Source organism: Vibrio sp. ArtGut-C1, assembly GCF_002105475.1.
GTDB lineage: Bacteria > Pseudomonadota > Gammaproteobacteria > Enterobacterales > Vibrionaceae > Vibrio > Vibrio diabolicus.
In genome coordinates, this window is record NZ_NCTH01000033.1 from 24,482 (window position 1) to 51,480 (window position 26,999).

21 protein-coding genes are annotated in these 26,999 nt (G+C 45.5%); 7 read left to right on the forward strand and 14 right to left on the reverse strand.

Features of this window, described 5'->3' with window-relative positions; translation table 11 throughout:
* Positions 1-187: 187 nt before the first annotated feature.
* The 11 genes from B7360_RS20885 to B7360_RS20935 form a co-directional block, all read right to left on the reverse strand.
* Complete coding sequence (locus tag B7360_RS20885; protein ID WP_085344526.1) at positions 188-1,081, reverse strand: immunity 49 family protein; 894 nt, start codon at positions 1,079-1,081, stop codon at positions 188-190.
* A gap of 1 nt (position 1,082) precedes the next feature.
* Complete coding sequence (locus B7360_RS20890; RefSeq protein WP_085344527.1) at positions 1,083-5,459, reverse strand: RHS repeat-associated core domain-containing protein; 4,377 nt, start codon at positions 5,457-5,459, stop codon at positions 1,083-1,085.
* Between the two features lie 423 nt (positions 5,460-5,882).
* Positions 5,883-6,299: a hypothetical protein gene (locus tag B7360_RS20895; RefSeq protein WP_005396167.1), complete on the reverse strand. Its 417-nt coding sequence runs from the start codon at positions 6,297-6,299 to the stop codon at positions 5,883-5,885.
* Positions 6,283-7,335, reverse strand: coding sequence for a formate dehydrogenase subunit gamma (locus B7360_RS20900; protein ID WP_005396168.1), 1,053 nt, complete (start codon positions 7,333-7,335; stop codon positions 6,283-6,285). Before B7360_RS20900 ends, B7360_RS20895 begins: the two co-directional genes overlap by 17 nt.
* 14 nt (positions 7,336-7,349) lie before the next feature.
* Positions 7,350-7,958 carry a formate dehydrogenase FDH3 subunit beta gene (gene fdh3B / locus B7360_RS20905; protein ID WP_005377536.1) on the reverse strand — a complete coding sequence of 203 codons (609 nt, stop codon included), beginning with the start codon at positions 7,956-7,958 and terminating at the stop codon, positions 7,350-7,352.
* 11 nt (positions 7,959-7,969) lie between these two features.
* A complete protein-coding gene (locus tag B7360_RS20910; protein ID WP_005396169.1) occupies positions 7,970-10,825 on the reverse strand; it encodes a formate dehydrogenase subunit alpha in 2,856 nt (951 codons plus the stop codon).
* A 10-nt stretch (positions 10,826-10,835) separates the two neighbouring features.
* Positions 10,836-11,036, reverse strand: coding sequence for a twin-arginine translocation signal domain-containing protein (locus B7360_RS20915; protein WP_005396171.1), 201 nt, complete (start codon positions 11,034-11,036; stop codon positions 10,836-10,838).
* 73 nt (positions 11,037-11,109) lie between these two features.
* The gene (locus tag B7360_RS20920) at positions 11,110-11,736 is read right to left on the reverse strand and encodes a molecular chaperone (RefSeq protein WP_085344528.1); all 627 of its coding nucleotides are present in this window, start codon (positions 11,734-11,736) and stop codon (positions 11,110-11,112) included.
* 9 nt (positions 11,737-11,745) lie between these two features.
* Positions 11,746-13,407 carry a 4Fe-4S dicluster domain-containing protein gene (locus B7360_RS20925; protein WP_005396174.1) on the reverse strand — a complete coding sequence of 554 codons (1,662 nt, stop codon included), beginning with the start codon at positions 13,405-13,407 and terminating at the stop codon, positions 11,746-11,748.
* Between the two features lie 305 nt (positions 13,408-13,712).
* Entirely contained in the window at positions 13,713-14,342 is a 630-nt protein-coding gene (locus tag B7360_RS20930) for a DUF3306 domain-containing protein (protein ID WP_085344529.1), read from the reverse strand.
* Positions 14,332-14,796, reverse strand: a complete 465-nt coding sequence (locus tag B7360_RS20935; protein ID WP_005396177.1) for a DUF3305 domain-containing protein — start codon at positions 14,794-14,796, stop codon at positions 14,332-14,334. The genes B7360_RS20930 and B7360_RS20935 overlap by 11 nt, the downstream gene beginning before the upstream one ends.
* Before the next feature lie 325 nt (positions 14,797-15,121).
* On the opposite strand from B7360_RS20935, the gene B7360_RS20940 reads away from it, so the two are divergent.
* On the forward strand, positions 15,122-15,955 hold the full coding sequence (locus B7360_RS20940) for a formate dehydrogenase accessory sulfurtransferase FdhD (RefSeq protein WP_085344530.1): 834 nt from the start codon (positions 15,122-15,124) through the stop codon (positions 15,953-15,955).
* Positions 15,956-16,317: 362 nt separating this feature from the next.
* On the opposite strand, the gene B7360_RS20945 is transcribed toward B7360_RS20940, so the two are convergent.
* The 3 genes from B7360_RS20945 to B7360_RS20955 form a co-directional block, all read right to left on the reverse strand.
* Positions 16,318-17,910, reverse strand: a complete 1,593-nt coding sequence (locus tag B7360_RS20945; RefSeq protein WP_012841837.1) for an ABC-F family ATPase — start codon at positions 17,908-17,910, stop codon at positions 16,318-16,320.
* Positions 17,911-18,127: 217 nt separating this feature from the next.
* A complete protein-coding gene (locus B7360_RS20950; RefSeq protein ID WP_085344531.1) occupies positions 18,128-20,167 on the reverse strand; it encodes a cache domain-containing protein in 2,040 nt (679 codons plus the stop codon).
* Positions 20,157-21,608: a sigma-54 dependent transcriptional regulator gene (locus B7360_RS20955; protein ID WP_005396186.1), complete on the reverse strand. Its 1,452-nt coding sequence runs from the start codon at positions 21,606-21,608 to the stop codon at positions 20,157-20,159. The genes B7360_RS20950 and B7360_RS20955 overlap by 11 nt, the downstream gene beginning before the upstream one ends.
* Positions 21,609-21,941: 333 nt before the next feature.
* On the opposite strand from B7360_RS20955, the gene B7360_RS20960 reads away from it, so the two are divergent.
* From B7360_RS20960 to B7360_RS20985, 6 genes are all read left to right on the forward strand, one after another.
* The gene (locus B7360_RS20960) at positions 21,942-22,760 is read left to right on the forward strand and encodes a substrate-binding domain-containing protein (RefSeq protein ID WP_085344532.1); all 819 of its coding nucleotides are present in this window, start codon (positions 21,942-21,944) and stop codon (positions 22,758-22,760) included.
* 6 nt (positions 22,761-22,766) lie between these two features.
* On the forward strand, positions 22,767-23,465 hold the full coding sequence (locus B7360_RS20965) for an ABC transporter permease (RefSeq protein ID WP_005396188.1): 699 nt from the start codon (positions 22,767-22,769) through the stop codon (positions 23,463-23,465).
* Between the two features lie 50 nt (positions 23,466-23,515).
* A complete protein-coding gene (locus B7360_RS20970) occupies positions 23,516-24,235 on the forward strand; it encodes an energy-coupling factor ABC transporter ATP-binding protein (RefSeq protein WP_025796368.1) in 720 nt (239 codons plus the stop codon).
* Positions 24,213-24,800, forward strand: a complete 588-nt coding sequence (gene mobA / locus B7360_RS20975; protein ID WP_025534433.1) for a molybdenum cofactor guanylyltransferase MobA — start codon at positions 24,213-24,215, stop codon at positions 24,798-24,800. Before B7360_RS20970 ends, mobA begins: the two co-directional genes overlap by 23 nt.
* Positions 24,797-26,575, forward strand: a complete 1,779-nt coding sequence (locus B7360_RS20980) for a bifunctional molybdopterin-guanine dinucleotide biosynthesis adaptor protein MobB/molybdopterin molybdotransferase MoeA (RefSeq protein ID WP_085344533.1) — start codon at positions 24,797-24,799, stop codon at positions 26,573-26,575. Before mobA ends, B7360_RS20980 begins: the two co-directional genes overlap by 4 nt.
* Positions 26,576-26,649: 74 nt before the next feature.
* Positions 26,650-26,955: a DUF2960 domain-containing protein gene (locus B7360_RS20985; protein ID WP_085344534.1), complete on the forward strand. Its 306-nt coding sequence runs from the start codon at positions 26,650-26,652 to the stop codon at positions 26,953-26,955.
* Positions 26,956-26,999: the final 44 nt, after the last annotated feature.

Genomic DNA, 26,999 nt, shown 5'->3' on the forward strand with positions numbered 1-26,999 from the left:
TATGAACTTTAATAAAATCACGCATTCTTGAAATGGTGCTTAACACGCTAATAAATGCACCAATGTGGTTTTAGTGCACCAACATAATGCGCACCATATAGCTCAACAAGCAGCAAACTCCCCACCATAAACATAAAAGCCACCTCATGAGAGGTGGCTTTTATACTGAATGGCTAACTAAAGGAGTTTATCGAGTGATCTTCCCTGCTTTTACTTCTTCTAGCCAACGCCCCTCGACGAGATAAGGAGGAAGCCAACCAGTTTCAACAGATAAACGGTTACCTTTGTCGTACCACATACATGCCATACCAAGCAAAGGGAAAGAGATGAAAGTTTCTATAGAAATCAAGTCCTCTGGCTTATCGAGCCTCATTTGGTATTTCTCTTGGAACTGAAGGTTCTTAATGAGTACTTCTTCAAAGTCATAACCGATGTCAGTTGTCAGGGCAGCAAAAGTTTCCAAAATACCCATGGCGATTTCTAACGCCCAATCATCACCCTGAGCAACTGCCGCGTCCATCGCGGCCACCAGTTTATCAGGGTAGTCTGCTGTACGGTGATGGAACGACTGAATGACGTCTACTAACATATAAGACAGCTCACCCGCTTTGGTAGAGCTCTGCCTCATCAAAGAAATCGGAAAGTTCGCCAACACATCCATGCTAGCTTTGTCACGGACGATGACAGAGGTAAAATAGGCATCTAGCCACATTGAAGGACAAATGAAGCCTGTTTTTAAAATACCTTCGCCTTTCCAGGTCACTTCTGGGTATCTAGGTAATTGAATACTTTGAGGTTCGTCAGGCCTCATCGCTAACTGATGATAAAACGCGCGCATTAATGACGCTTCATACAGGCAAAGTGTTCCGATTTGTTCATTTTCTATGGAGTGTGGGAACCACGAGTACCATCTCACTAGATAAAACGATTCATCACTTAAAGCAACTAAGTTTTCTCTACGAATACTGATTACCTCTTTGCGCGTATCAAGGTCTTCATCAATATCAGAACTATAGCCTTTGATTAACTCCGAGGTCAGCTTTGGATCAGCATTTCTTTCTATTTTAATTTTGTCAGACATTTTAAAACTTCCCTAAATCTACATTAAATTCTTTTACTTTAACCTTTGAAACTCTCCCTGATTCAGAGATTGGGGTTTTAGTATGTATATATCTAATTGGGCGTCCACTCCTCGAAGCGTTTCTTATTGATTTAGCTGCTTTCCACTCTGTTGTATTTCGCCCATTCCTAGACATCTTACCAACTATTGCCGCTGCATATTTAGCCGTTCCTTGCTGACATGCTTCGTTTCCTATTTTTCTACTACCTAAAGGACTGCTCCCCCCTTTGGCCTCAACAATTATAATTTCACCTGGTGGTGGCTCTTCCACCTCATAAACCATATCAAAGTCGCCCGGCTTCGAAATTGAGGTTCCAATATCTTTGGGATGAAGCAGCTTAGCATTAGGACGTTTACTCCGGACAAAGTCATCCGCGGCTAACTCACCAATTTTTGCAGACTGTTGGTTAATATTGCCAATTTGAGCGTTATATCCCTCTTCGCCAGCTCGAGCGTCGATTGCCTCTTGACGCTCTTTCAAGCATTCATCAATTTTTTCTTTGTTTCTTTCTGTTAGCTCATAATCACTCGTATTGAGTTCAGAGTTTTCTTTATACTCTGCTTTATTCAGCACAAGATCTTCAGTGAAGATCGTGCAACCTTCTTCCCCGCCAACTTTCTCTGAGTCAAAAACATGCGCATTGACAAATTCCTCAATCCCAACAACATACTGCACTTCGTGTCTGCTGCCATCTGAGTGATTAATATGACGATAAAAAGTAATCTCGTTTCTCTCACAATCAATATGGTCTAAGTCGTATTCATATCGAATATTGTTTTTACCATTGGGTTTTCGGATTTTGACTTGCGAGCGAACGCCATCTTCTCCGACAGATGACTCTTTTGCTGCCTCTAAAATCTGATCGCAAACCTCTTGGGGAACGTTGTTTTGCGCCTGATACTCAGCCAGCATTTGTTGCAAGCGTTTTAGCCCTTCTTCACACAAGAAGCCTGTTGGGTCAATCCACTGGATAGGATTGACTGCATATTGGTAATGATTAATGCCACCAGCAATAGATATCGGATCTTGTTGGATAAAACGTCCTAGCTTAGGGTCGTAATACCGAGCGAGGTTGTAATGTAAGTTGGTTTCTCGATCGAAGTACTGCCCTTGAAAACGCAATGGATTTGCTACATTTTCAATATGTACATGAGCAAAACCGTGAGCATCGTAACTTGCACTCCATACAACATTCCCTTCGCAATCGATTAGTCGCTCTGGTTTACCAACTTGATCGCACTGGTACCAATAAATAACGTCATTTTCTAGCAGTGCCACTGGCGTGTAGGTTTCTGGTTGATATAGGTACCAGCGGAAAGCACCTGAAGAGCGTTCACCAATTAAACGTTCACCTTCCCACAGGAACTCCGTAACGCCTTGTTGTGTAATTTTCTTCGTTCTGCGCCCTAATGCATCATATTCATATTGACTGATGCCATCGTCGGTGTGAACTTCAATGAGCTGATTTAACGCATCAAATACGCGAGTCTGAACGTGTCCTTGCCCCTCACGTTTTGTCTGATTTCCTTGCGCGTCATATTTGAACCGGACATCATCGTGCACTTCAATACGATCAGCGAATACCTCTGAAGATGGCAAAGTAGGATTGCCAAAACTATCGTATTCAAACTTAGTCACTTCTCCGGAAGCATTGACTCGTTTCAGTTGCCCTAAGGCATCGTACTGATAGTGTGTTGCTCCTGCCGTATTATCAATGATTGATGAAATACGGTTTTGCGCATTGTAAACGTACTTTTTCTCTCTATCAGGCCAATGTTGTTCGACCAAACGACCAACACCATCATAAATGATGCGCTCATTAAAATGTGCCGTTTCAATTTGGGAAACTCGTCCCATTTCATCGTAATGAAATTTGATTTGAGGTAAATCTAGGTTTCCAAACCGAATCACTGAAAAACGCCCATATCGATCATAAGAGAAGTTCAGCTGCGTATTATCTGGCAGTACCTGAAATACGCGTTGGCCAACTCTGTTAAACTCCTGCGCTATCTCAAACTGACCTTGAATGCGCTTTGTTAAATGCCCGAATGAAGAGTATTGGTATTGCAATGTTTGATGGCGATTGGATGCGAAAGTAAGTCGACCACCAAGCGTATAGTTGAAGTGGTTCTCTACAATACTGCTACCATTTCCTGCTTTGACGTGCTTGAGATAACCCGCAGCGTCATATCGGTACAGCACAGTCCTATCGGCGACTTGCTTACGATGGATCCGCCCCATATCGTCATAATCAAATTGGCTGTGTAGATTATCAAACCCGACAGTTCCTGATAGCTGGCCTTCATCGTCATACAGAAATTCGAATTCTAAGCCGTCACTCCGAACTAATTTAGTCAGGTTACGTTGTTTATCGTATTCATAAGAAATATGGCTGCCATCGGGAAAGATGACTGCTTCTTGTTGCGCGAGTGCTCCCCATTGATACGAGGTAACGCCAGCTGGAGTTCGAATCTGAGCAACACGACTGTGCTCATCGTAAGAATATTCTTCGCTATAACCGACTTTGTCCTCGTCGTTAAAATAACGAACTGATGTACGCCTGCCAAATTGATCATAAGCGAGTTGAGCAATACACCCATCGGGATAAGCGACGCCATTCACCAGATCTTCTTCGTTGTAGCTGTAACGAAGTAATGTACCGTCTATTTCATTCGCGATAAGTCTTTGTTGTTCATCCCACCACCACTGACTTTTCTTACCATCTTCAGACTCTTTTTTGACGACTTGACCGTGTTTATCGTAATCATATTCCGTGACACAGCCGAACTGATCGGTATCCCAAACTCTTTGACCAAGGCTATTGTAGTAAGCCTTCTCGATATCCCCGTCAGGTGAAACCGTTTTAACTAACTTACCTAAGCCGTCATAACCATATTGAACTTCTTTGCCAGAGGAATGAAACTTAGAAACTAATTGACCATGCTGATTATATTGATAATTGACCGTTGACTGATCAGGATAGATAGCTTGTGCTTTTCGTCCTAATTCATCATATTGCCATCGCCAAGTTTTACCGGTGGGGCTTATTTTCTTGAGTAAGTTACCCTGCTCGTCATGCAAGAAAGACCATTGATGATCTAACGAGTCAGAATAAGAAGAATGATTTCCCTGATAATGGAAGCGATAGTCATAAATTCCTGCGTCCCCAACGTTCCTGATGCATTTCGCGTTAGCACCTTCGCCATCCCATTCAAAATAATGAGTAAAGCCAGTTGGTCGTACACGCTTAACAATTAAATGGCCGCGGTATTGATACTGTTCCTTCAAGCCCAAATGATTAATTGCACTGACCAAATCATCGTGCTCATCATAGGTATAAGTTGTCAGAACTTTTTGGGACTTTGCATTAAGCAGTTCTACAAGGCGTCCTTGCTTATCATATTGACATTCAAGAACCGGACGCTTGTTGTATGCAATCTCGATCAATCGATGGTTTCGAGAATACTGCAGTTGAAACGTTGAAAACGTGCCATTTCTGACTTGTTTAACAAGCCAACGATCATCTTTCTGTTCAAATCGATATTGATGCCCATTAGCGAGCGTCACGATCCGAGTTGCTGAATTTAGGAAATAACAGCTCGCACCAGCGTATATCTGGTAACTTGTTGCTCCAATATCTACTGGCTCAAATGCTGTGATATCGGCCTTATCGTCAACAAACTCCCAAGCGATAACATTGTCTTTCTCGTCCGTCTTCTCGCGTAATTCAAACTGAAATGCATGTCGCCAACCAAAGCCCATTCCATGATTTACATCCGACTGCGAAGAGCGATAAGTACGCTGCCAAGTAGTGCCTTGTTGTAGCTCGATATCATAGAGTTCGAGAATTTCTTCACCCGTCACAAGTGATACAGGATCACCGGCTTTCTCATGTTTTTCGCTGCTTTGTTGCTGAGGCTTGGCGGATGCGGCACTTCTGCCACTCTTTTTATTCGACTTCCCCTTTCCTTTCGATGGTTTTGCATTGACGGTATTTTGAGTCGGTGGAGGCGTAACCGCTGACGAGAGTGCGTAGTTTTCTCCGGTCGGTACAATTCGAGCGACATGCAAGTCACCGTTCACCAAAGCATTGGCAAACGTTGAATTATAGTGTTGGGAAGTAAGCTCACCGTCAGGTATGTTTGGCTTGAATTGACCAATCGCATAGAACAAGTCCTCGACAGAGCGAAGGTCAAGCTCACCAAAGCTCTCAAGAAACTCTATTGCCTCTTGTTTGGTCACGAATGTTTTAGGTTCGCCGCTAGTAAGTAACTGACCAGAGAAGTGATAACTTTCGCCAAAGCGATTCGTGATAGGAATGACGAATTGAGGGATCATAGCCGTAACGTGTTTGTCCTTTTCTTACCTTGCCGCATCATTTAATGCTCGTTTCGCTCTTTTTATTTGTGAGAGCAAGATGCCTTAATCAAACATCCTCCGATAGAGATTCCTCTGTATGCGTAGACTGAATGTATTGATGGCAATTTTCACGTATGCAACTCTTTGAATTTCTGAGCGCAGCGTACTTTAACGGGACGATGAATCCTGAGTAAATGAACAATAGCGTGAGTGAGACTAATGTCTCATCGCAACGCGATTTTTTTACATGTTTCTTACTTAACTATGATTTTCTGCCCAGTTACGTAAATTCACTCAATAAGTTGCATCAAGTATCACCTGTGGGACTCAGCGCTTCATATTTGAGACATGACAGCAACAAAAAAACCGCCTATTACGGCGGTTTTGCTTAAAGAATACTGATTAAAGGTTTGGACCTGTCGATGGTCTGTGTGGTTGGTTATTGCGCAGTTGTTGCATCCCTTGAAACATTCGCATAAACCACACCAAGATGGCTAATGCAGCAAACACCATCCCTATCCAAGGAATAAAGTAAGCGATGGTTTCAAGCAAAGTACTATGCAACCAATAATCACTCACGCCAACGAGTACACCGTTAGAAGTCGCGACGGTGACGATCAACACAACAAAAAACGTCAGGTAGAGAAAGAAGGTACGAATTAAACCGTAGTAATGAGAAATCACTACGTCGCTGTCTTCTCCCTTATCTAATCGATAACCCGCATAGATAATTGCGATAACGCCTGAGATCAGAAACGTAAACGGGGTCAAACAGCTCAGGATGTACGCAACCCAAATCCCGTTATGAGGTTTGTTCATTCGCTTTCGCTCCTTTTGATTCCGTTTGTGCCGTATCTGTTTCGCCCATCGCTTCTTTGGACTTTACTTCTTCATACCAAAGATCGTGGTGTTCTTTCGCCCATGTTTCATCGACTTCACCAGTTACCATGCCTTCTAACGCACCTTCCATACCGAATAGACCAATATAGATGTGGAAGATAAAGCCACAGATTAGAATCAGTGCCGAAATCGCGTGAACTAAGTTAGAAAGCTCCATGTCACGGCGAGTTTGGCCAAAGATAGGAAAATCTAGAACCAAGCCACTCACTGCCGCGATAGCACCAAAGAAGATCAATAACCAATAGATTGCCTTCTCGCCACCGTTTGAGAAACCAGCTGACGGATGTGTGCCTTTGTGTTTACCAACCATACCGCCCATTTTCATGAACCAACGAACATCAGTCATGTTTGGAATCGACTTGCGCCACCATTTAAAGAGCACGAGCATCAGCAAAATGAAGAACAATGGTCCCATGTAATTGTGGTACTGCTTCGCCAACATGACGATAAAGCCCCAGAACTCAGTAGGAACGTACGGTTTTAAGAAGTGCTTACCGTAAACCAGCATCAAACCACTGAATGCCAACGTTAAGAATGTAAACGCCATACTCCAGTGAAGCGCGCGGTCTAAACGAGACCAACGTTTCATCTTTCTGCCAGTACGCGGCTTGCTAAGCATTAAAGGGCCAACGAGTACGTAAGCCATGATTACCATTGCAATACTGCCGAAAATCGCGACAGCACCAGCTGGAGACATCCATTTCTCTTTTAGAATGTACCAAGTCTCACCAGGTTTACTGATCAATACGCCATGTTCTGGCGATTGAGACGTGGTGTAGCCTTCTTGCCCCTCTCTGACTTCGCGCCAATAGTCTGCCCCGGCGAGTTGCGTGATCTCCTGTTGAATAACTTTAGAAGATTGTTCTTCTGCTGAAGCAGGCATTGCGAAAGTCAGCAGCAATGCCGTCATCATTGACAGCATTGCTAGAGATGCACGTTTAAGCGTGTTTAACATGTGCCTCTCCTTACTTAGCTTTTCGTCGCATCGTAAGAAAGATCGTTTCCGTCTGTCCAACCTGCGTTTTTCGCGCCGCGTTCTACCACACGTTGACGGAAAATGTCAGAGACTTTCTCTGCGTCACCCGCCAGCAGCGCTTTGGTTGAACAAAGCGATGCACACATCGGTAACTTGCCTTCTGCGATACGGTTCGCACCGTATTTTTGACGTTCTTCCTCAGAGCCTGGCTCTGTTTCTGGGCCGCCCGCGCAGAAAGTACATTTATCCATTTTGCCACGTTCGCCAAACGCTTCTTGTTTAGGGAACTGAGGTGCGCCAAACGGACAAGCAAACAAACAGTAACCACAACCGATACACAGATCTTTATTGTGAAGAACGATGCCGTCTTCGGTATGTTCGAAACAGTCTGCTGGACAAACTGCCATACAAGGCGCATCGGTACAGTGCATACAAGCAACAGAGATGGAGTTTTCACCGGCTTCACCATCGTTTAGTGTTACCACGCGGCGACGTTGAATGCCCCATTCAAGCGCATCGTCGTTTTCGTTCTTACATGCAGTAACACAGCCGTTACACTCGATACAGCGCTTGGTGTCACATAGAAATTTCATTCGTGCCATTGTCAGACTCCTTACGCTTTACGAATGTTACATAGGGTTACTTTGGTTTCCTGCATCAAGGTAACCGGGTCGTAACCGTAAGTGGTTGCCGTGTTGGCCGATTCGCCAACAACGTAAGGCTGTGTACCTTCTGGGTATTTAGGACGTAGGTCTTCACCTTCGAACTTACCGCCAAAGTGGAACGGAATGAACGCCAAGCCAGGTTTCACACGGCGTGTTACCATCGCTTTCACCTTGATTCTTCCCTTCTCTGCACCTTCAACCCAAACATCATCACCATCTCTAAAGCCAAGATCGTTCGCGTCTTTCGGGTTCACTTCAACAAACATTTCTTGTTGAAGCTCGGCAAGCCAAGGGTTTGAACGCGTCTCTTCACCGCCACCTTCGTATTCAACCAGACGACCAGAAGTCAGAACGATTGGGTACTCGCCAGATTTGTCTTGCTCTTGAATGGATTTATACAACGTAGGAACACGGAAGATCGCATCTTTGTCGTCCCAAGTTGGGTAGTCCGTTACAAGGTCACGACGTGGTGTGTACAGTGGTTCACGATGCAGTGGTACGCGGTCTGGGAACGTCCAAACAATCGCACGCGCCTTCGCGTTACCAAATGGAATACAACCGTGCTTGATCGCGACACGCTGAATACCACCAGAAAGGTCTGTCTTCCAGTTTTTACCCTCTGCTGCCGCTTTCTCTTCAGCGGTTAGATCGTCCCACCAACCAAGTTGTTTCAACAACTTGTCAGTGAACTCTGGGTAACCATCTTTGATTTCACAGCCTTTCGAGTAGCTGTCTTCTGCAAGAAGGCTCTTGCCTTCGAATTCCACACCAAAGCGCGTACGGAAGTTACCGCCACCTTCTGCAACCGTCTTAGACGTATCGTACAGAATGTGTGTACCTGGGTGTTTCATTTCCGGTGTACCCCAACATGGCCAAGGTAGACCGTAGGTTTCACCGTTGACAGGGCCACCTTCCGCTTCCAATGTGGTTTTGTGGAACGTATGCCAGTTTTGTTGGTGCGCTTTCAAACGCTCTGGGCTTTGGCCTGTGTAACCAATCGTCCACATGCCTTTGTTGAATTCACGCGTTAGGTCTTCAATCACCGGTTGGTTGTTTTCAACACGGATGTTTTTGAACAGAAGATCGGAATAGCCCAGTTTCTTCGAAAGCAGGTACATGATTTCATGGTCAGGTTTTGATTCGAACAAAGGTTCAATCACCTGATCACGCCATTGTAGAGAGCGGTTAGAAGCGGTAACACTGCCGTATGTTTCAAACTGTGTTGTTGCAGGAAGCAAGTAAACGCCGTCGGTACGGTCGTTCATTACCGCAGCAACAGTTGGGTATGGGTCCACAATCACCATCATGTCCAACTTCTGCATCGCTTTTTTCATCTCAACACCACGTGTTTGAGAGTTCACTGCGTGACCCCAGTAGAACATTGCACGGATGTTTTCGCGTTGACGAATGTTGTCTTTGTTTTCCAGTACGCCATCCACCCAACGAGATACAGGAATACCTGCACTGTGCATTGGCTTCTGACCGCTATAAGCGTTGTCATCGAAACGACCTTTAATCCATTCGTAATCGATTTCCCACACTTTTGACCAGTGACGCCAAGCACCTTCAGAAAGGCCGTAGTAGCCCGGTAGCGTGTCAGAAAGTACGCCAAGGTCGGTTGCGCCTTGTACGTTATCGTGACCACGGAAGATGTTTGCGCCGCCGCCTGATTTACCAATGTTACCAAGCGCTAGCTCAAGCACACAGTAAGCACGTGTGTTGTTGTTACCAGTAGTATGCTGAGTACCACCCATACACCAAACAATACAGCCCGGGCGATTTTCAGAAAGCAGTTTTGCTGTTTGGTAAACGTCTTCTTCGCTTACGCCTGTTACACGCTCAACTTCTGCTGGCGTCCACTTCGCTACTTCAGCACGGATCTCATCCATACCGAATACACGTTGACGGATGAACTCTTTATCTTCCCATTGGTTTTCGAAGATGTGCCACAACACACCCCAAATGAATGCTACGTCAGAACCAGGACGAAGTGAGACATAGTGATCCGATTTTGCTGCCGTACGTGTACGACGAGGATCCGCTACGACGATCTTACAGTTGTTCTTCTCTTTCGCGATCAGAATGTGCTGCATCGCTACTGGGTGTGCTTCAGCTGGGTTTGAACCAATGAACAGCATCGACTTACAGTTGTGCATGTCATTGAAAGAGTTGGTCATCGCACCGTAACCCCAAGTGTTCGCTACACCCGCCACGGTTGTTGAGTGACAAATACGCGCTTGGTGGTCAACGTTGTTAGTGCCCCAAAGTGATGCCATTTTTCGGAACAAGTACGCTTGTTCGTTGCTGTGCTTTGCGCTTCCCAAGAAGTAAACCGAATCAGGGCCAGACTCTTTGCGGATGTCCATCACCTTGTTACCGATTTCTTCGATCGCTTGATCCCAAGAAAGCTTTTTCCACTTACCGTTTTCAAGCTTCATTGGGTATTTAAGGCGGCGCTCACCGTGACCATGTTCACGCAGTGCGGCGCCTTTTGCACAGTGACCACCGGCGTTAAATGGGTGGTCGAATGCAGGCTCTTGACCCGTCCAAACACCATTTTGAACTTCTGCGTAAATACCACAACCCACTGAACAGTGAGAACAGATAGTACGTTTTACTTCTGTTTTCGCTTCTGGATCGACTGATTTTGCTTGCGCCTTTTTCATCATTCCCGGTGCGAATAGACTAGCACCAACCACTGCGCCACCAGCGGCAAGCGAAGTGTTTTTCATGAATGCACGACGAGATACGCCAAGCTGGTTCGTTTCTTTGCTAACACTGTCGGAGCGTTTGACAAGTTTCATCCGTTATCTCCTAAAGTGTGTCGTAGTAATCGCGAATGTGTTGAGTTTCACGATACCCTTTTTTCTTCACGTCTTTTTCAGAAGGCTCAACCGTTTCTGAAGCAACGGCCACTTTCGTGGTTCCCGCAACAACAGCACCAGCAACGGCAGCGGTTGTGAAGCCTTTTAGGAGATCCCTACGGCTTGTGTTTATTTCTTTATTATCTTTCATCATTGCTTCCTTACCTTACGGTAGATCTTTGGAGACTCATGCCTCTCTATCGATATGACCAAGTACTGCTCGATTACTCGTAATCAGTGACGTTTTTCACATCAATTTTTAATTTGCTCTTACTGCTTTTGGTGTTCACGCTAAAGCGCACTTGCTCTAACGTTAAAAACGCATCGCAAAGCTGTGCAGCTGGCTTGTAGAAGTTCACGCTTTCTGCGTTCTCTAGTTGGCGCGTAAAAGATTGGAACCAAGGGGCGATGTGGTTGTTAAACACCGCTTGTTGAAGTTCTTCCTCTTCACCCGTCAGCATTGCCATCACTTCGCACAGTGCAGAAATATGGTCTTCAGGCTCTTTCACGTTCTCTTCTCGCTCGATGCCTAAAAGTTCCAAATCGCGACGAATTTCCGCTAACGGTTTTTCCATCATCGAGCCAGTGCGATGCCAAGATCCGAATGGCACGACTTCACCACGTCCAATGCCAATAAACAGATCTTGATATTCTTCTTCTAACGCTTCTCGCTGCGCTTCGTTCGCGGCTTGTTGCAGTGCGAGCCAAGCTTTTTGCATCGCGCTCTCAGACGGTTCAATTTCTAGCGATTTCAAGAACGCCAGCATTTCATCACTTGGCGCACTACGAAAAAGTGCGGATAGAACGAGATAAATGTCTGTTCTCAGTGTTTGTTCTTGTTGTGTATCCACTGCGAGCTCCTAGTATTTCAATTGATTCATTGGATCAGCAGCCATCGATTCAAACATGTCGATCACACGACAGTCCTCACACATGGCGATGCGATTAATGGCGGCTTCATCAGAGAAATGAGAATGACCACGAAGTTTGTTTTGCAACATGTCGATCATCGATTGCGGAGCAAAAGGCTTGTGACAGCGAATGCACTCGGCTGCCTTTTCTTCATGAATCACAACCGCTTTCTGACGTTCTTCTTTCACCCAGTTCATACGAGGAGTAAGCGTCAGCACTTTCTCTGGACACGCTTTCTCGCACAGCCCACATTGAATGCAGTCTTGCTCGACGAATTTAAGCGACGGAGATTGACCGTCCGTATGCAATGCACGTGTTGGACACACCGCTACACAGCTCATGCACAACGTACAATCTTTGCTTTCACAAGAGACCGTGCCGTAAGGTGCGTTTGCTGGCAGTTCAACAATGTTCTCAACTGGAATACGTGATGCGGACAACGCATCCAACGCCGTAAATAGACGCTGACGTTTGTTACCTTGCAAATCACCTAATGCCAAATCAAAAGACTCGGTACAAAGTGTCGGAGCACCTTCACGTAGTGACTCTAGATACAAAATGTCGATGGTTTCTTTGGCGATACCAAGCTGGTCGAGCAGCTCTTGAGCAATACCTACTTCGCTATTAAGCACACGAATAATGGTTTGAGGCATAAAACGCGAAGCCGCAAACAGCACCTGAGTGGCACCGTTCACAAGCGCGGCGAACCAAGTATCAATACCAACCGAAGGCAGTTCTTCCACCACAATTGGAATCACATTATCTGGCAATGCTTTTAGTGCCATCACGTTGTAGCTCTCGTGGCGAGAACTACAAATCAATACGATAGGATCTAAACCCCCCGCTTGCTCATAGTTAGCTAGCGTACGTTCAATAAACTTTTGCGTATCTTCGGGGTTTGGCAATGCGTAATGAATCGCTTCCGTCGGACACGCTGTAGCACAAGTACCTACGCCTTGACATAGGTATGGGTTGATCTCGATGCGATGGCCCGTTTTGTCGCTGCCTTCACTCGATAGTGCACCTGCCGGGCAAGCATCCACACAACGTTCGCAACCTTTTACGCCACGAGAGCTGTGTGCACATAGATCGGTATCTAAACGGAAGAATTTCGGTTTATCGAACGTCCCCATCAAGGTTGGAATTTCTTCCAACGCCTCAGCCAGTTTCGGATAGCCACGACCGACTGGGTAGTAGCCTGGTACTGGTACTTCTTCCGACATGCAGCTGTTTAGGCAAAGATCGAGTACGATATCGAAACAATCGCTATTGATCGCGACCTTGGCAAGGTTGTTGGTCGAACCATGATTTTCAATGAGAACTTCAAACGTACCTAAGAACCCTGAAACCTGAACCGAATTGGCGTAGTAAAGCTCGGGATTTGTGCCCTTTTCGCCGTCGGTAGAAAGCAGCGTTAGGCTGTTCATTTGCGACAATTGCGCTGCCGCACTTTCGATGATTGCCGTTGGACCCACAATCAAAGTATTACCGCCGCTTTCATAGCTTACGGTTGGTGGAATAAGATTGGTCAACTCTACGGTATTTTCGAAAGCGTACAGCCTCGCTTTACCGTTATTGGAAGTTGCTTGTTCTAATAATTGTTTCAGCATTGCTCAATTCCATTTATGAACATGGATAGTCTTTTCCATCTCTTAGTGTAGTTAGCGCCGGAGATTCTGCTGATTAACTTATCAATGAGTATTCTTATTCCGCCATTTATAGGCGATGAATACTACGCAGTGGGTCCGTACTAACTTCAACCAGATTGGTATTGAGCAAAAAGCAAATATCATGCCAATAAAATATAAATTAAAATTCAATCACTTAGATATTTTACCGACAAATAGTAGGGATAAAAAAACCGGTTGAGACATTTTGTCCCAGCCGGTTCATTGAGTGTTTAGTCAAAATGTACCTATTCTTTGTGTGGTATATTTTGTCTCACCTCGTTAGGCGGTGATTCCTCAGCAAAAGTATCACTTCCACCGGATACTGTATTTATATACAGTTCATTTTCATCTTGGGTAATTCCGGCACTTTTTTCGGCGTTTAGTTCTGAGTCTTCAACCACCTCAGATGCGATATCGTCAGCGTTAAGTTCAGATCCTTGCGCCGTTTCAGCGTCTGGTTCTTCTTCCACTTTTTCTTTAACCCAATCACGCAGCGTCTCTGCGACGTCTTTAGAAAGTGACTTTAAGTTACTGTAATCATCATCGTAATCGTCTAGGCCATCACGCACGTTAAATTCTTCGGACAAGAACATTTTGCGCAGCGCGGCTTTCTTAACACTTTCTGAAGCTTCGGAAACCAGCAGTTGCGCCACAGACATTTCTTCGGGCTTTTCAGTCTCTACACTCGCGGTAATGTCTGGTGACTGACTAACCTCGTTGACGTTCAAAGCGTCTGAGCTTTCGTCAGCGTTTGAAAGCGCTGTGACACAATCTTCGGATTGCTCCGTCTCTGCTATCGGCGTGATCTCTTCATCATATTGGGAAGATTCTTCTAATTTACGTTTCGACCAACGGCTTAAAAAACTAGTTGCCATTTGCTCTGCCCGCTCCTTTGCGTTTCTTACGTCTTACTTCTAACAGCTCACCGTGGCGACCGATAAAGGCTTCCATCCAAGCCTGAACGGCTAACGGCATATCGTTGGATAGTACAAGGTTGTCGCCATCCATATATTGCGCCGCGACAGATTGTGAAGCCGTTAGTAGCTGTATCGCTGGTTTTTCACCAGACTCGACGTTATCCATCACTAAAAAAAGTTTAGGTTGCTGAGAGCTTAAGTTAAAGCGGTAGTCTGTACGCTCGTCTTTGTGTAATTGCAACAGACAAACATCGGGAGTCTCTTCCGTCGGATTTAGCGCAAATCCCGTCAACTGCCATTGGGTTGTTACCCAAATCCCTGTACTGATCTCATGCTCAACAAGCTCTACGCCAATTGGCCATGCGTCTTCGGTCTTCTCGTAATTGTTCTCGAAATCTTTCTTATCCGACATAACTCACCCAGTTTTTCTATTTTGGTCTGAAAGCAATCAGGACACTTTGACCTTACTTTCGACCATTTTATTGACTTATAAGCAATAAACGAGCCACACTGATAAAGCTTAGCCTATTCATGTCCTCTGGCTATAAGTACCAAACTAGCCGAAACTCAAATGTACTGATGTGTCATTACTGCGAACTCGCAGTTTTAATGCATTGTTGACATAAAGCCTCGCAATTTTTGTGGGAACCGCTATTTTGGAACGAGATTTGCTTTGCTAACCACTTAGCAAGCTAAATGCGTAGCAACCTAACGCTCTTAATCACTAGGACACGACTGTGCTGAAACCAAATATTATTAAAACCAGTGAAAATCCCCTGCAAACCATTGAAGTCGACGTGTACGACGAGTACGGCGAAAAACTGACAAAGCAAATCGCATGCGAGCGCCCTCTTACGGTCATGCTGAACTGGAAAGAAGTGGTCACGCTCATGACGCTAGGTTCGCGTCCAGAAGCGTTAGTACTAGGTTATTTGAAAAACCAAAGCTTCCTGTCTGATCCAGCAGCGATTGAATCCGTCATTATTGACTGGGAAACGCATTCCGCAGCAGTGATTACTAAAGAAAATACCGAACATTTAGAAGGCGCTCTGAAAAAGAAAACCGTCACATCTGGCTGTGGTCAAGGCACCATGTATGGCAACGTGATGAAACAGCTTGAAAGCTACCAAGTGCCTCAAGTTCCGCTTAAACAATCAGAAATCTATTCCGCATTGGAAGCGTTGACTCATTACAACGACACCTACAAAAAAGCAGGTGCGGTGCATGGCTGTGCGGTTTGCAAAGGCAATGAGGTATTATCATTTGTGGAAGATGTCGGCCGCCACAATGCAGTGGATACGCTTGCAGGTGAGATGTGGCTCAAAGAAGAAACAGGTGAAGATAAAATTTTCTACACAACTGGTCGCCTTACTTCAGAGATGGTGATTAAAGTGGCTCAAATGGGCATTCCTGTTCTGCTTTCTCGCTCTGGCGTTACTCAAATGGGGTTAGATCTTGCGAAACAATTTGGCATTACGACGATTGCGCGAGCAAAAGGTTTACGCTTCCAAGTATTTACCGGAGCCGACAAGATTGAGTTTGATGTGAAAGGCGAAAGTGCATCTCGTTAACGAGAAAATAATACAAAACCGTCGATTCGTGTAAACTTATAACAATTGGGATAAGTAAATCATCACGTTATGAAGGCTTAATTAAACGATATAAGTCAGAAATAGCAACATGTGTTGTAGCAATAACAACGCTTGCTTTAATTGATGATAACTACAGCTCATTCACAAAGGATGTGAACTATGAACAATGACCAACTGTGGAATTTTTTGCTCACGCCCAGTGGCATCATGCTCTCAATGATCATTACATTTGGTGTCGTCGGCATATATGCGTATATAACCGGTCAGTTTAAGGATTAAGACCAATTAAAAAAGCCTCGCTAAATAGCGAGGCTTTTGCTTTTTAAACGCTTTGCGAGTAATTACGCGTCAACGCCACGAGATTTTAGGAACTCAGAGTACGTGCCTTTGAAGTCCGTGATCTTGCCATCGCGGATTTCGATAATACGCGTTGCTAGCGAGTCTACGAATACACGGTCGTGAGATACGAAGAACAACGTGCCTTTGTATTGCTCAAGCGCGGTGTTCAAAGATTCAATCGATTCCATATCCATGTGGTTGGTAGGTTCGTCCATTAGCAGCATGTTTGGCTTGTGCATCATCAGCTTACCAAGCAACATACGACCTTGCTCACCACCAGACAGTACTTTTACTGACTTCTTAATGTCGTCTTGACCAAACAGCATACGACCAAGGAAACCACGAACGACTTGCTCGTCATCACCTTCTTGACGCCATTGACCCATCCAATCCGTTAGGTTCATGTCTTCTGCAAAGTCATGCGCGTGGTCTTGCGCGTAGTAACCGATATTTGAGTTTTCAGACCATTTGTACTCACCCGCGCGCGGTTCAAGCACACCAGCAAGCGTGTTTAGAAGTGTTGTTTTACCCACACCGTTCTCACCGATGATCGCAACGCGCTCACCCACTTCAAAAATTGCATTGAAGTCTGAGAACAAGTCCTCTTCGAAACCTTGGCTTAGGTTTTCAACAATCAGGGCGTTACGGAACAGCTCTTTCGACTGTTCGAAACGAATGAATGGGTTTTGACGGCTAGACGCTTTAACTTCATCCAGTTTGATCTTGTCGATTTGCTTCGCACGAGATGTCGCTTGTTTTGCTTTCGATGCGTTTGCTGAGAAACGTGCAACGAACGTTTGTAGCTCTGCAATTTGTGCTTTCTTCTTCGCATTGTCGTTTAATAGACGTTCACGAGCTTGAGAAGCTGCTGTCATGTACTCATCGTAGTTACCTGGGTAAATGCGCAGTTCACCGTAATCCAAGTCAGCCATGTGCGTACATACTGAGTTTAGGAAGTGGCGGTCGTGCGAGATGATGATCATGGTGCAGTTACGCGCGTTTAGCGTGTCTTCCAACCAACGGATCGTATCCATGTCCAAGTTGTTGGTAGGTTCGTCAAGCAACATAACGTCTGGGTCTGCGAATAGAACTTGCGCTAGAAGCACACGAAGTTTCCAGCCCGGCGCCACTTCACTCATTAGGCCGAAGTGCTGCTCCATTGGAATACCCACCGCAAGAAGAAGCTCGCCCGCTTTTGCTTCTGCCATGTAGCCGTCCATTTCCGCAAACTGAACTTCTAGGTCAGCCACTTTCATGCCGTCTTCTTCACTCATTTCAGCAAGTGAGTAGATACGGTCACGCTCTTTCTTCACTTCCCATAGTTCTTTATGGCCCATGATGACGGTATCGATTACCGTAAATTCTTCGTAAGCGAACTGGTCCTGGTTCAGTTTTGCAACGCGCTCGTTTGGATCGTAGCTTACGTTACCACTGGTTTGCTCAAGCTCGCCGCTGAGGATCTTCATAAAGGTTGATTTACCACAACCGTTAGCTCCAATTAAGCCGTAGCGGTTACCTTCGCCGAACTTAACTGAAATGTTTTCGAATAGCGGCTTAGCGCCGAATTGTTGAGTAATATTCGCTGTGGAGATCAAAACCTTTACCTTAGCAATTGGGGTGTATTTAGAAAAACCGGGCAACGGTACTTGTTCATGCTACATACTGCAAGTGTTGTTTTTATTAATTCATCGCTAGCGAAACCATCGCAGTGCTTCTTCAAAGCAAAAAGCTCAAGCACAAATGCGTCATTGAATACAAAAAAGAGCCAGTATTATAACTGGCTCTTTCTTCCGTAATGCTTACAACAAGTGACTAAGCGATATTCGTCACCTCTAGGATCAGTTCAGCTTTTTTAGGTAGATAAATACTGAATTTACTGCCCTTTCCCCATTCCGACTCGGCTTTTAGCTCACCACCCGTTTGGCTAAGAATACTTTGGGAGACCGACAGCCCTAACCCTGTGCCTTCTCGCTTCGTCGTGTAAAATGGTGAGAAGATTCGATTCAAGTTTTCTGGCTTAATACCGCAACCCTCGTCAATAACATGAATCGCGGCTCCTTTCACTTCTCCCTCTTCAATCCAGTCTTCACTGACTACTGTTAAAGTGCCTTTGCCGTTCATTGCGTGAATGGCGTTCATTTGCAGGTTAACTAAGATTTGTAGCAAATGATGGCGGTTTATCTCAACTGACGTATGTGCTTGTAGATCAGTCACAAACTCGACGTCGCGTTTCTTGGTGCCCGTTTTAACCAAGGTGATGCTTTCATCAATGATAGGATTGACATGTTGCCAAGTGATTTCATCTTGAACACCGCCCTGGCGACTGTATTGCAATAAACTGCGCGTGATATTGCGGATACGATCAATTTGCGCGTGAATCGCATCAATCTCCTCTTGTACTCGACTTGCATCGTCACCCAATTCAAAATGGATCAACTCCACGTTGCCAAGGATCACGGCGGTTGGGTTATTGATTTCGTGAGCAATCCCCGCGGTGAGTTCTCCCAGTGCTGCCAGTTTTTCATGAACAACGAGTTTGTCGCGAGTTTGGTTGAGCAATTGAATATGCAGCTCTAGATCTTGGGTTTTTTCTCTAAGGCTTGCCGTACGCTCTTGAACTTTGCATTCAAGTTGCGCTGCGGAGTTCTTCAGTTCAATTTTGCGCTCTTCTAGCGCGTCTAACATATCATCAAACTGTCTGGCTAATTGTGCGAGTTCATGATCGGCATCCAATCCCAACGGACCAATCCGTTTTTCTTTTCCTTGTTGGACCTGCTTCACCACTTTATGGATGCGTTCGATCGGTCGAAACAGATCATAAGAACCGCGATATACCATCACGCCGGAAACCAGCAATAACATAACCGTAATCAAGCTAATTTCGGCAATGTTGGTCATGTAGGCTTTAACGAATGGCCACATTAGGTAACCCGTATAAAGCATACCAATAACATTGTCGTATTGGTCTTTGATCGGTTGATACGCCGTAATATACCAAGCGTCATACACATAGGCTCGGTCAACCCACTGCTCACCTTTTGAAAGTACTTGGTTATAAACTTCTGCGCTCACGCGAGTGCCTATGGCGCGCCCTAACCTATGCTCGCTGTCTAGAGGGACGTTGGTGCTTACACGCAAATCATCAAGAAATACGGTCAATGTGCCAACCGGACGAAGGCGATCATTATCGCTGAGATAGATTAAGTCGCGAATTTGATCTACCAATACAGTGCTGTTATTGAGAAGCAAACCACCATCAAGAAAGCCGATCAAATCATTCGTTTGGCTATGTACAGGAATCACGGTTCGACTGACTAACCCACGCGCTTCCATGCCACCATCAGCAAGAATAGGCACTTCCGCTCGTTTAGCGAGTTCAGGATCGAGGCGTTCGAGTTCATCTTTATTGAGTACATCAAAAAACGATTCTCGCTTAGTGAGATCCATAAAGCGGAATTTGTTTTCCATCGAGTTGACGCGTTGGAAAGAGAGAAAATCTAAAGCATATCTTTTCTTCTGCTCAGTGACCCACTTTTGCAGCTCATCTTGCGGTATCCCTTGATTGATGCGAATACGAAAATCGTATGAGTCAGCAAACGCACGTACGTAATTCGATTGCTTTTGCTGTAACAACGTTACGCTGTTATTCGCAACACCAAGACGTTCAGAGACATCCAGCAGTGCATTCTGCCACGTATAATGGATGGACCAATAAATGGTAATCCCGATCAGGGCTATCAAAGTGAGGAAGATAGGTGCGGAGGTTAAAAATAATAAGCGATAACGCACCATGGTTTTAAAACGGTGCGTCCATTTCGACAATCCTTTGTGCTGTGGGCCGTTAGTCGGCATATTCCTCATCCTCAGAATCCCATTCTTTATACTTACGTTCTAAGGTCTTACGCGCAACGCCTAAGTCACGAGCAGCGGCTGATTTGTTGCCTTCGTGCAAATTAACGACCTGTTTTATATGGGCTTTTTCGACTTCTTTCAGTGTCCAGTTGTTCGGGTACCCCTCACCTGTGAACTCTCTACCTTCTTTAAACGTCGGTAGTTCAGCAGAATGAGAAACGGTAATCGACACATTAGGCAATGAGTGTCCACCATTCAGCTCCCGCCAATAATGCGCTGGCGGCTTACCGAGCAAAATGCATCGCTCAATCAAGTTTTTCAGTTCACGAATATTGCCTGGCCAATCGTATTCGCTCATCGCTTCCATATCTTCATGTGCCCATTTGGGCGCAGGCATACCAAGCTCCCGCGTCAACATATTGCTGAAAAATGGCACTAACTCAAACAAATCGGTTTTGCGCTCACGCAGAGGACACACTTCGATTTTGAGCACATTCAAACGGTAATACAGGTCACTGCGGAAGTTGCCTTGGTTGACCTCTTCTTGCAGGTTTCGGTTGGTTGCTGCAACAATACGGACATCAATGCTGATTTCTTTTTCTGAACCAACAGGACGGATAGTACGCTGCTCTAACACACGCAATAATGATGCCTGCATTGCAAGTGGCATTTCCCCAATTTCGTCAAGAAATAAGGTGCCACCGTTCGCAACACGGAACAAACCTTCACGAGATTTTTTTGCACCGGTAAACGCCCCCGATGTATGACCAAATAACTCACTTTCAAGTAGCTCTGGCGCAATTGCTCCACAGTTGATTGGCACAAATGGGCCCGTTCGCCCACTCGCTTGGTGAATACCTCGCGCAACCAGCTCTTTACCCGTACCCGACTCACCTTCGACCAAAACAGAAGCACGCGACGGTGCAAACTGGTTAATAAGCTGCTTAAGCTGACGCGTTTTTTCTGAACCACCGATGATCTCGGAGGTATTGTGACGTTGGTAATCGCGCTTCATGGCGTACTGCATGCGCTCGTTCAAGCGACGATCCATGCAGCGGCTGACCGCTTTTAGCATTTGTTCTAGGTTGAAGGGCTTGAGGATAAAGTCAGAAGCACCAAGTTGAAGTGCGCGAATAGCAATCTCTAAATCCGCATAGCCCGTCATGAAGATCACATCGGCACGTTTGTCGTCATCTTCAAACGCTTCTTCCCACTCAATCCCAGAGCGCCCCGGCAGATTAATATCCAGTAAAATCAGATCATAATGTCGAGAATTACGCAGTTGCTCTGCTTCTTCGATGCTGCCAGCAGTGTCGACATGTGAGAAAAGCTTCCCCAATGCCTTTTTCAAAATGGCTTGCATGCCCAATTCATCATCAACGACCAGTACGGAAAAGGCGTTATATTGTTGGTTTGTACTAATATGGGATTGAGTAGACATATTTACCCCAGATGGCTTCGGATGGGACAGAGTGTACCAAGTTTAAACAGAGATACCCTACAAAAAGTGCGACATTTTGTACCAACGCAAACTTTTGTGCAAATAACCCCATGATTTAGTGCATAAATCGAGCACTTTTCGCTTGTAAAAGGTTGGCACCTTGTTTGCTATAAGGTGGCTACAGGGCGTATTCAAGTGATCTCAGGATGTTGGTGTTTGTTATTCCAACACCCTAAGACAACTTGCACTTTGAACTAATCGCTCTCGCCCAAGAGGCCTCTCCCAATGCATCGGGAGAAAAGCCAAAGAATCATTGGAAAGGAACACATAAAAATGAAAAAAATTGCGCTAACTCTGGCTGCGACGTCAATCACGCTTGTAAGTTACTCTGCGTTTTCCGCTCAAGATGGCGAGCACGTTCGCCTAGCAACCACTACCAGTACTTACCATTCAGGGTTACTTGATTACCTGCTTCCACAATTTGAGAAAGACACGGGCTACAAAGTCGATGTTATCGCTGCGGGTACTGGCAAGGCCTTAAAAATGGGCGAAAACGGTGACGTAGATTTGGTGATGACACACGCACCAAAAGCCGAAGGCGCATTCGTTGAGAAAGGCTACGGCGTTCTACCTCGTAAACTGATGTATAACGACTTTGTAATTGTTGGCCCGAAAGCTGACCCAGCAAAAATCAAAAATGACGAAGGCGTGTTAGATGTATTCAAAGAGATCGCAAACAAAAACGCAACGTTCATCTCTCGCGGCGATGATTCTGGTACGCACAAAAAAGAAATGGGCTTCTGGGCTCAAACTAAAATCGAACCAAACTTTGGCGGTTACCGCAGCGTAGGTCAAGGTATGGGCCCAACTCTGAACATGGCGTCTGAAATGCAAGGCTACACCATGACAGACCGCGGCACATGGTTGGCTTATCAAAACAAATTGGATCTAGAAATTCTGTTCCAAGGCGATGAAAAACTGTTTAACCCGTACCAAGTTATTCTTGTTAACCCTGAGCGTTACCCAACAATCAACTACCAAGGCGCGAAAGCTTTCAGTGATTGGTTGGTGACCCCTCGCGGTCAGGAACTTATCAATGGTTTCCGCCTGAACGGTAAACAACTGTTTGTTGCGAATGCTGAGAGCAAATAACGCAATATGAATCTTGCTGATACAACACTGGAAGCGCTTCGCTTATTGGTGAATTTTGATGCAGACCTATGGGAGATCGTTGCGGTCTCCTTTAGTGTTTCTATCACGGCAATATCCTTAGTGGTATTGCCAGCTATTTTGATGTCCTTTGTACTGGCCTATACCGACTTTCGCGGCAAATGGTTTTTGCTGTCGATCGTGAATACGCTGCAAGCGGTTCCTACCGTCGTGATTGGCCTTTTACTGTATATGTTGCTATCACGCGCTGGCCCTTGGGGAGACTGGCAAATGCTGTTCACTCAGAAGGCGATGATCTTCGGCCAAATGGTGATCTGCTTCCCTGTTTTGGTATCGATGATGCATGGTGCATTGCAATCTAGCGACCGTCGCGCAGTGGAAACCGCCATCACCCTAGGCGTCTCCATTCCGCGCGTGGCCGCTACGATGATTTGGGAAACCCGCTTTCCTCTACTTGCAGCTATCATTGCAGGGTTCTCACGTATCGTAACCGAGGTGGGCTGCTCAATGATGGTAGGCGGAAACATTATGGGCGTAACGCGCAATATTCCGACCGCTATCGCAATGGAAAGCAGCAAAGGTGCTTTTGCGCAAGGAGTTGCATTAGGAATTGTATTACTATCTTTAGCGTTGGCACTAAACTTCTTCTTATCAAGCATGAGAGGCAAAGGCTACCTCAGAACATAGAACATGAAGCAAACAAACGACTCACCATTAACCCCATGTCGAGGCGCATTATGACTATAAAAATCACCGCCGAGCAGTTATCCATGCGCTTTAAAGAGCGTGTGCTTTTCCACATCCCTGAGTTAGCCATCGGCCCAAATGATGCCATTTATCTCAAGGGTGACAATGGTGTGGGCAAAACTACCCTACTCAAAATCCTTGCCGGCTTGCTAAAGCCTTCTACTGGCGATGTTGTTGCGCCAAAAGATACGTGGCTGAAAAGACTGACGCGTCGCAATGGTCGTGTCGATGTGATTTATCTCCATCAATCTCCTTACCTTTTTGACGGCACTGTATATGAGAACGTAGTTTATGGATTGAAATATCAACAAGACACACCAAAAGATAAGCGAGCTCAAGTTATTCACGCACTACGCATGGTAGGTTTGGAAACCTTAGCGGACGAACATATCTCCGTGTTGTCCGGCGGTGAAAAACAGCGCGTTGCCATGGCAAGGGCTTGGATCTTAAAACCGTCGATTTTATTGATGGATGAGCCAAGTGCGTCTTTAGACCAAGAATCCATTGAACGATTGGTGGTGATGGCGAAAGATCTTTTGGATCGTGGTTCCAGTATTGTGGTGACAAGCCATCAAACCAACGCACTGACCGACTTATGTAAAAAACAGTGGTGGATTAAAGACAAGACTTTGATAGAGTCTCCTCTGTTGTATGTCATACCAAAAGAAACATCCCAAGAGAATGCATATGCTTCAACCAACACAAACTAGTTGGGTCATTTTGGCTGGTGGCCAAGCCAGCCGTATGGGTGGAAAAGATAAAGGTCTGATTGAATTAAATCAGAAGCCACTCATCGAACACGTTATTGAACGTTTATCTCCACAAACACCACGCATTTTAATTAATGCCAACCGAAACCAAGATGCGTACAGCAAATTTGGTTTCGTATTTAGTGATCAATTCAAAGATTTCCCTGGACCTATGGGCGGTATTCACGCGGGTTTGATGCATGCTGAAACTGACTGGGTTGGATTTGTACCTTGCGATAGCCCACAAATTAACACCGACCTTGTCGAGCGTTTCTGCCAAGCCGCCAAAGAAGACAGCGATATTTTGGTCGCTCATGATGGTGACCATCAGCAACCTGTTTTCACGCTCTACCACAAGCGCGTACTGCCAAAACTCACCGCATTTTTAGAACGTGGCGACCGCAAAATCATTCTGCTCTACAAAGAGTGCAACACCAGTTACGTTGACTTTAGCGACTCACCAAACTGTTTCGTCAACTTGAACACTCCGGAAGAACTGGCGCAATTTGGACAATTAGAATCATGAAACACACGCTAAATATTCCTATTCTTGGTTTTGCAGCTTATTCAGGCACAGGCAAAACCACGCTACTTGAAGCGCTATTGCCAAAGCTGACTGAAGCAGGTTTACGCATTGGCATGCTAAAACATGCTCATCACAACTTCGATGTCGATAAGCCGGGTAAAGACAGCTACCGTTTACGCAAAGCTGGCGCGTCTCAAATGCTGATTGCTTCTCGCAACCGTTTTGCGTTAATGACAGAAACGCCAGAAGCCGAAGCAGAGTTTGAATACCTATTAACACGTTTTGATGAAGACAACCTCGATGTAGTTTTGGTCGAAGGCTGTAAAAACATCGCGTTTCCTAAAATTGAATTGCACCGTGAAGAAGTGGGTAAGCCTTGGCTTTACCCTCAGGATGAAAACATCATTGCTATCGCTTCCGACAGTGCTGAGTTAGATTCTGAACTGCCACAAATGAACATCAATGATCTTGAAGCGATTGCTCAGTTCGTTATTCAGTATGTTCAAGAAGCGAAAGCGCCAAAAAACAAAGAGAAAGAAGCCGCATGTTGCGACACACTTTCTCCTGCTTTCCTTTCTGTGGTTCAAGGCCAAGAAAAAATCCTTTCTTTGGTGAACACGGTTTCGGAAATAGAAGCATGCAAGATTGAAAACGCCTATGGCCGCGTTCTCGCGGAACATATCATTTCACCAGTAAACGTGCCGCAGTACACCAACTCTGCGATGGACGGTTATGCCATCCGCAGTGATGATGTTGACCGCGATAGCTACCAAGTGATTGCTGAAGTGATGGCGGGCCATGCTTACGATCAGCCTCTGGAAGTTGGTCAAGCGGTGAAGATCATGACCGGCGCACCGACACCACTTAACGGCGACACAGTGGTCATGCGTGAGCAAGCCTCTCAAGAAGGTGACAAGGTCACCTTTAACGGTGCGAATATCAAAGCAGGCCAAAACGTTCGTCAAGCAGGTGAAGATCTCGTTATCGGCAGTGACGTCTTTACCGCAGGCACTCGCCTAGCCTCTCCAGAAATGGGCATGATCGCTTCTCTCGGTTTTGGTGAAGCGAATGTGTTCCGCAAATTGAAAGTTGCCGTGTTCTCCACCGGTGACGAAGTACAAGCGCCGGGAACAGAGCAAAAAGCGAATTCTATCTACGATTCCAACCGTTTTACCATCATGGGCATGCTTGAAAAGCTCGGCTGCGAGATCTTGGATTTCGGTATTCTGGAAGACAACGAACAGTTAATGATTGAAGCGTTGGAAAACGCATCGGCGCAAGCGGACGTGGTTATGACTTCTGGTGGCGTATCCGTTGGTGATGCGGATTACATCAAACTTGCCTTGGATAAACTTGGTCAAATCGATTTTTGGCGAATCAACATGCGTCCGGGACGTCCACTCGCGTTTGGTCAAATCAACAACAAGCCGTTCTTTGGTCTGCCGGGCAACCCTGTTGCCGTGATGGTCTCTTTCATTAATTTTGTTGAGCCTGCACTGCGTAAGATGCAAGGCGAACAAGGCTGGAAGCCTCTGAAAGTGAATGCCATCGCAACTGAGAATCTTCGCTCTCGACAAGGTCGTACCGAGTTTAGTCGAGGAATCTATGAACTGGATGACACTGGCCGTTTAACCGTTCGTACAACAGGCAAGCAAGGCTCTGGTATTTTGCGCTCAATGAGTGAAGCAAACTGTTTAATCGAAATCTCCCCAGCTATTGATACAGTAAAAGCGGGAGAAAGCGTGACAATTATCCCACTTCAAGGCAGAATCTAGCCCAAACTAGAAATTCAAAGGTCAGCGAGTCTGGCCTTTTTGTTTAATACAGAAACCTTTTCAGAGAGACAGCTATGGCTCGCACCATTCTTTACACTTACAAAGACCAAGACAAAGAACTGACGTTCTCATACCAGCAGCACCGCAACATTCAAGAAGCGGTTGCAGAAGCAGAAGGTATCGATATCACTGAGTTCCTAAAGATGGAGCAACAAATTGAAGCAGTGTCTGACACTAAAGCGGTGCGAAACTACCGCGATAACTACTTCAGAAAATTAGGCTTTAGTAAAATCACCCTAGCTCAAAAAGAAAACCTAGGCGTAGGCAAAAAGGAGCTATTGTCAAATGTGGTGTATGGAGATCATGCAGTAGCCTGTTGATGAGTCTCCATTTCTTTCACTCCATCGATGAAGCGAACATCTTT

Coding starts and splice junctions, on each gene's coding strand:
- B7360_RS20890 (WP_085344527.1), bottom strand. CDS start 5,459: ATGATCCCTCAATTCGTCATTCCTATCACGAATCGCTTTGGCGAAAGT.
- B7360_RS20955 (WP_005396186.1), bottom strand. CDS start 21,608: ATGTCTACTCAATCCCATATTAGTACAAACCAACAATATAACGCCTTT.
- B7360_RS20900 (WP_005396168.1), bottom strand. CDS start 7,335: ATGTTAAACACGCTTAAACGTGCATCTCTAGCAATGCTGTCAATGATG.
- B7360_RS20935 (WP_005396177.1), bottom strand. CDS start 14,796: ATGTCGGATAAGAAAGATTTCGAGAACAATTACGAGAAGACCGAAGAC.
- B7360_RS20885 (WP_085344526.1), bottom strand. CDS start 1,081: ATGTCTGACAAAATTAAAATAGAAAGAAATGCTGATCCAAAGCTGACC.
- B7360_RS20980 (WP_085344533.1), top strand. CDS start 24,797: ATGAAACACACGCTAAATATTCCTATTCTTGGTTTTGCAGCTTATTCA.
- B7360_RS20950 (WP_085344531.1), bottom strand. CDS start 20,167: ATGCCGACTAACGGCCCACAGCACAAAGGATTGTCGAAATGGACGCAC.
- B7360_RS20965 (WP_005396188.1), top strand. CDS start 22,767: ATGAATCTTGCTGATACAACACTGGAAGCGCTTCGCTTATTGGTGAAT.
- fdh3B (WP_005377536.1), bottom strand. CDS start 7,958: ATGGCACGAATGAAATTTCTATGTGACACCAAGCGCTGTATCGAGTGT.
- B7360_RS20930 (WP_085344529.1), bottom strand. CDS start 14,342: ATGGCAACTAGTTTTTTAAGCCGTTGGTCGAAACGTAAATTAGAAGAA.
- mobA (WP_025534433.1), top strand. CDS start 24,213: ATGCTTCAACCAACACAAACTAGTTGGGTCATTTTGGCTGGTGGCCAA.
- B7360_RS20910 (WP_005396169.1), bottom strand. CDS start 10,825: ATGAAACTTGTCAAACGCTCCGACAGTGTTAGCAAAGAAACGAACCAG.
- B7360_RS20985 (WP_085344534.1), top strand. CDS start 26,650: ATGGCTCGCACCATTCTTTACACTTACAAAGACCAAGACAAAGAACTG.
- B7360_RS20960 (WP_085344532.1), top strand. CDS start 21,942: ATGAAAAAAATTGCGCTAACTCTGGCTGCGACGTCAATCACGCTTGTA.
- B7360_RS20895 (WP_005396167.1), bottom strand. CDS start 6,299: ATGAACAAACCTCATAACGGGATTTGGGTTGCGTACATCCTGAGCTGT.
- B7360_RS20970 (WP_025796368.1), top strand. CDS start 23,516: ATGACTATAAAAATCACCGCCGAGCAGTTATCCATGCGCTTTAAAGAG.
- B7360_RS20915 (WP_005396171.1), bottom strand. CDS start 11,036: ATGAAAGATAATAAAGAAATAAACACAAGCCGTAGGGATCTCCTAAAA.
- B7360_RS20925 (WP_005396174.1), bottom strand. CDS start 13,407: ATGCTGAAACAATTATTAGAACAAGCAACTTCCAATAACGGTAAAGCG.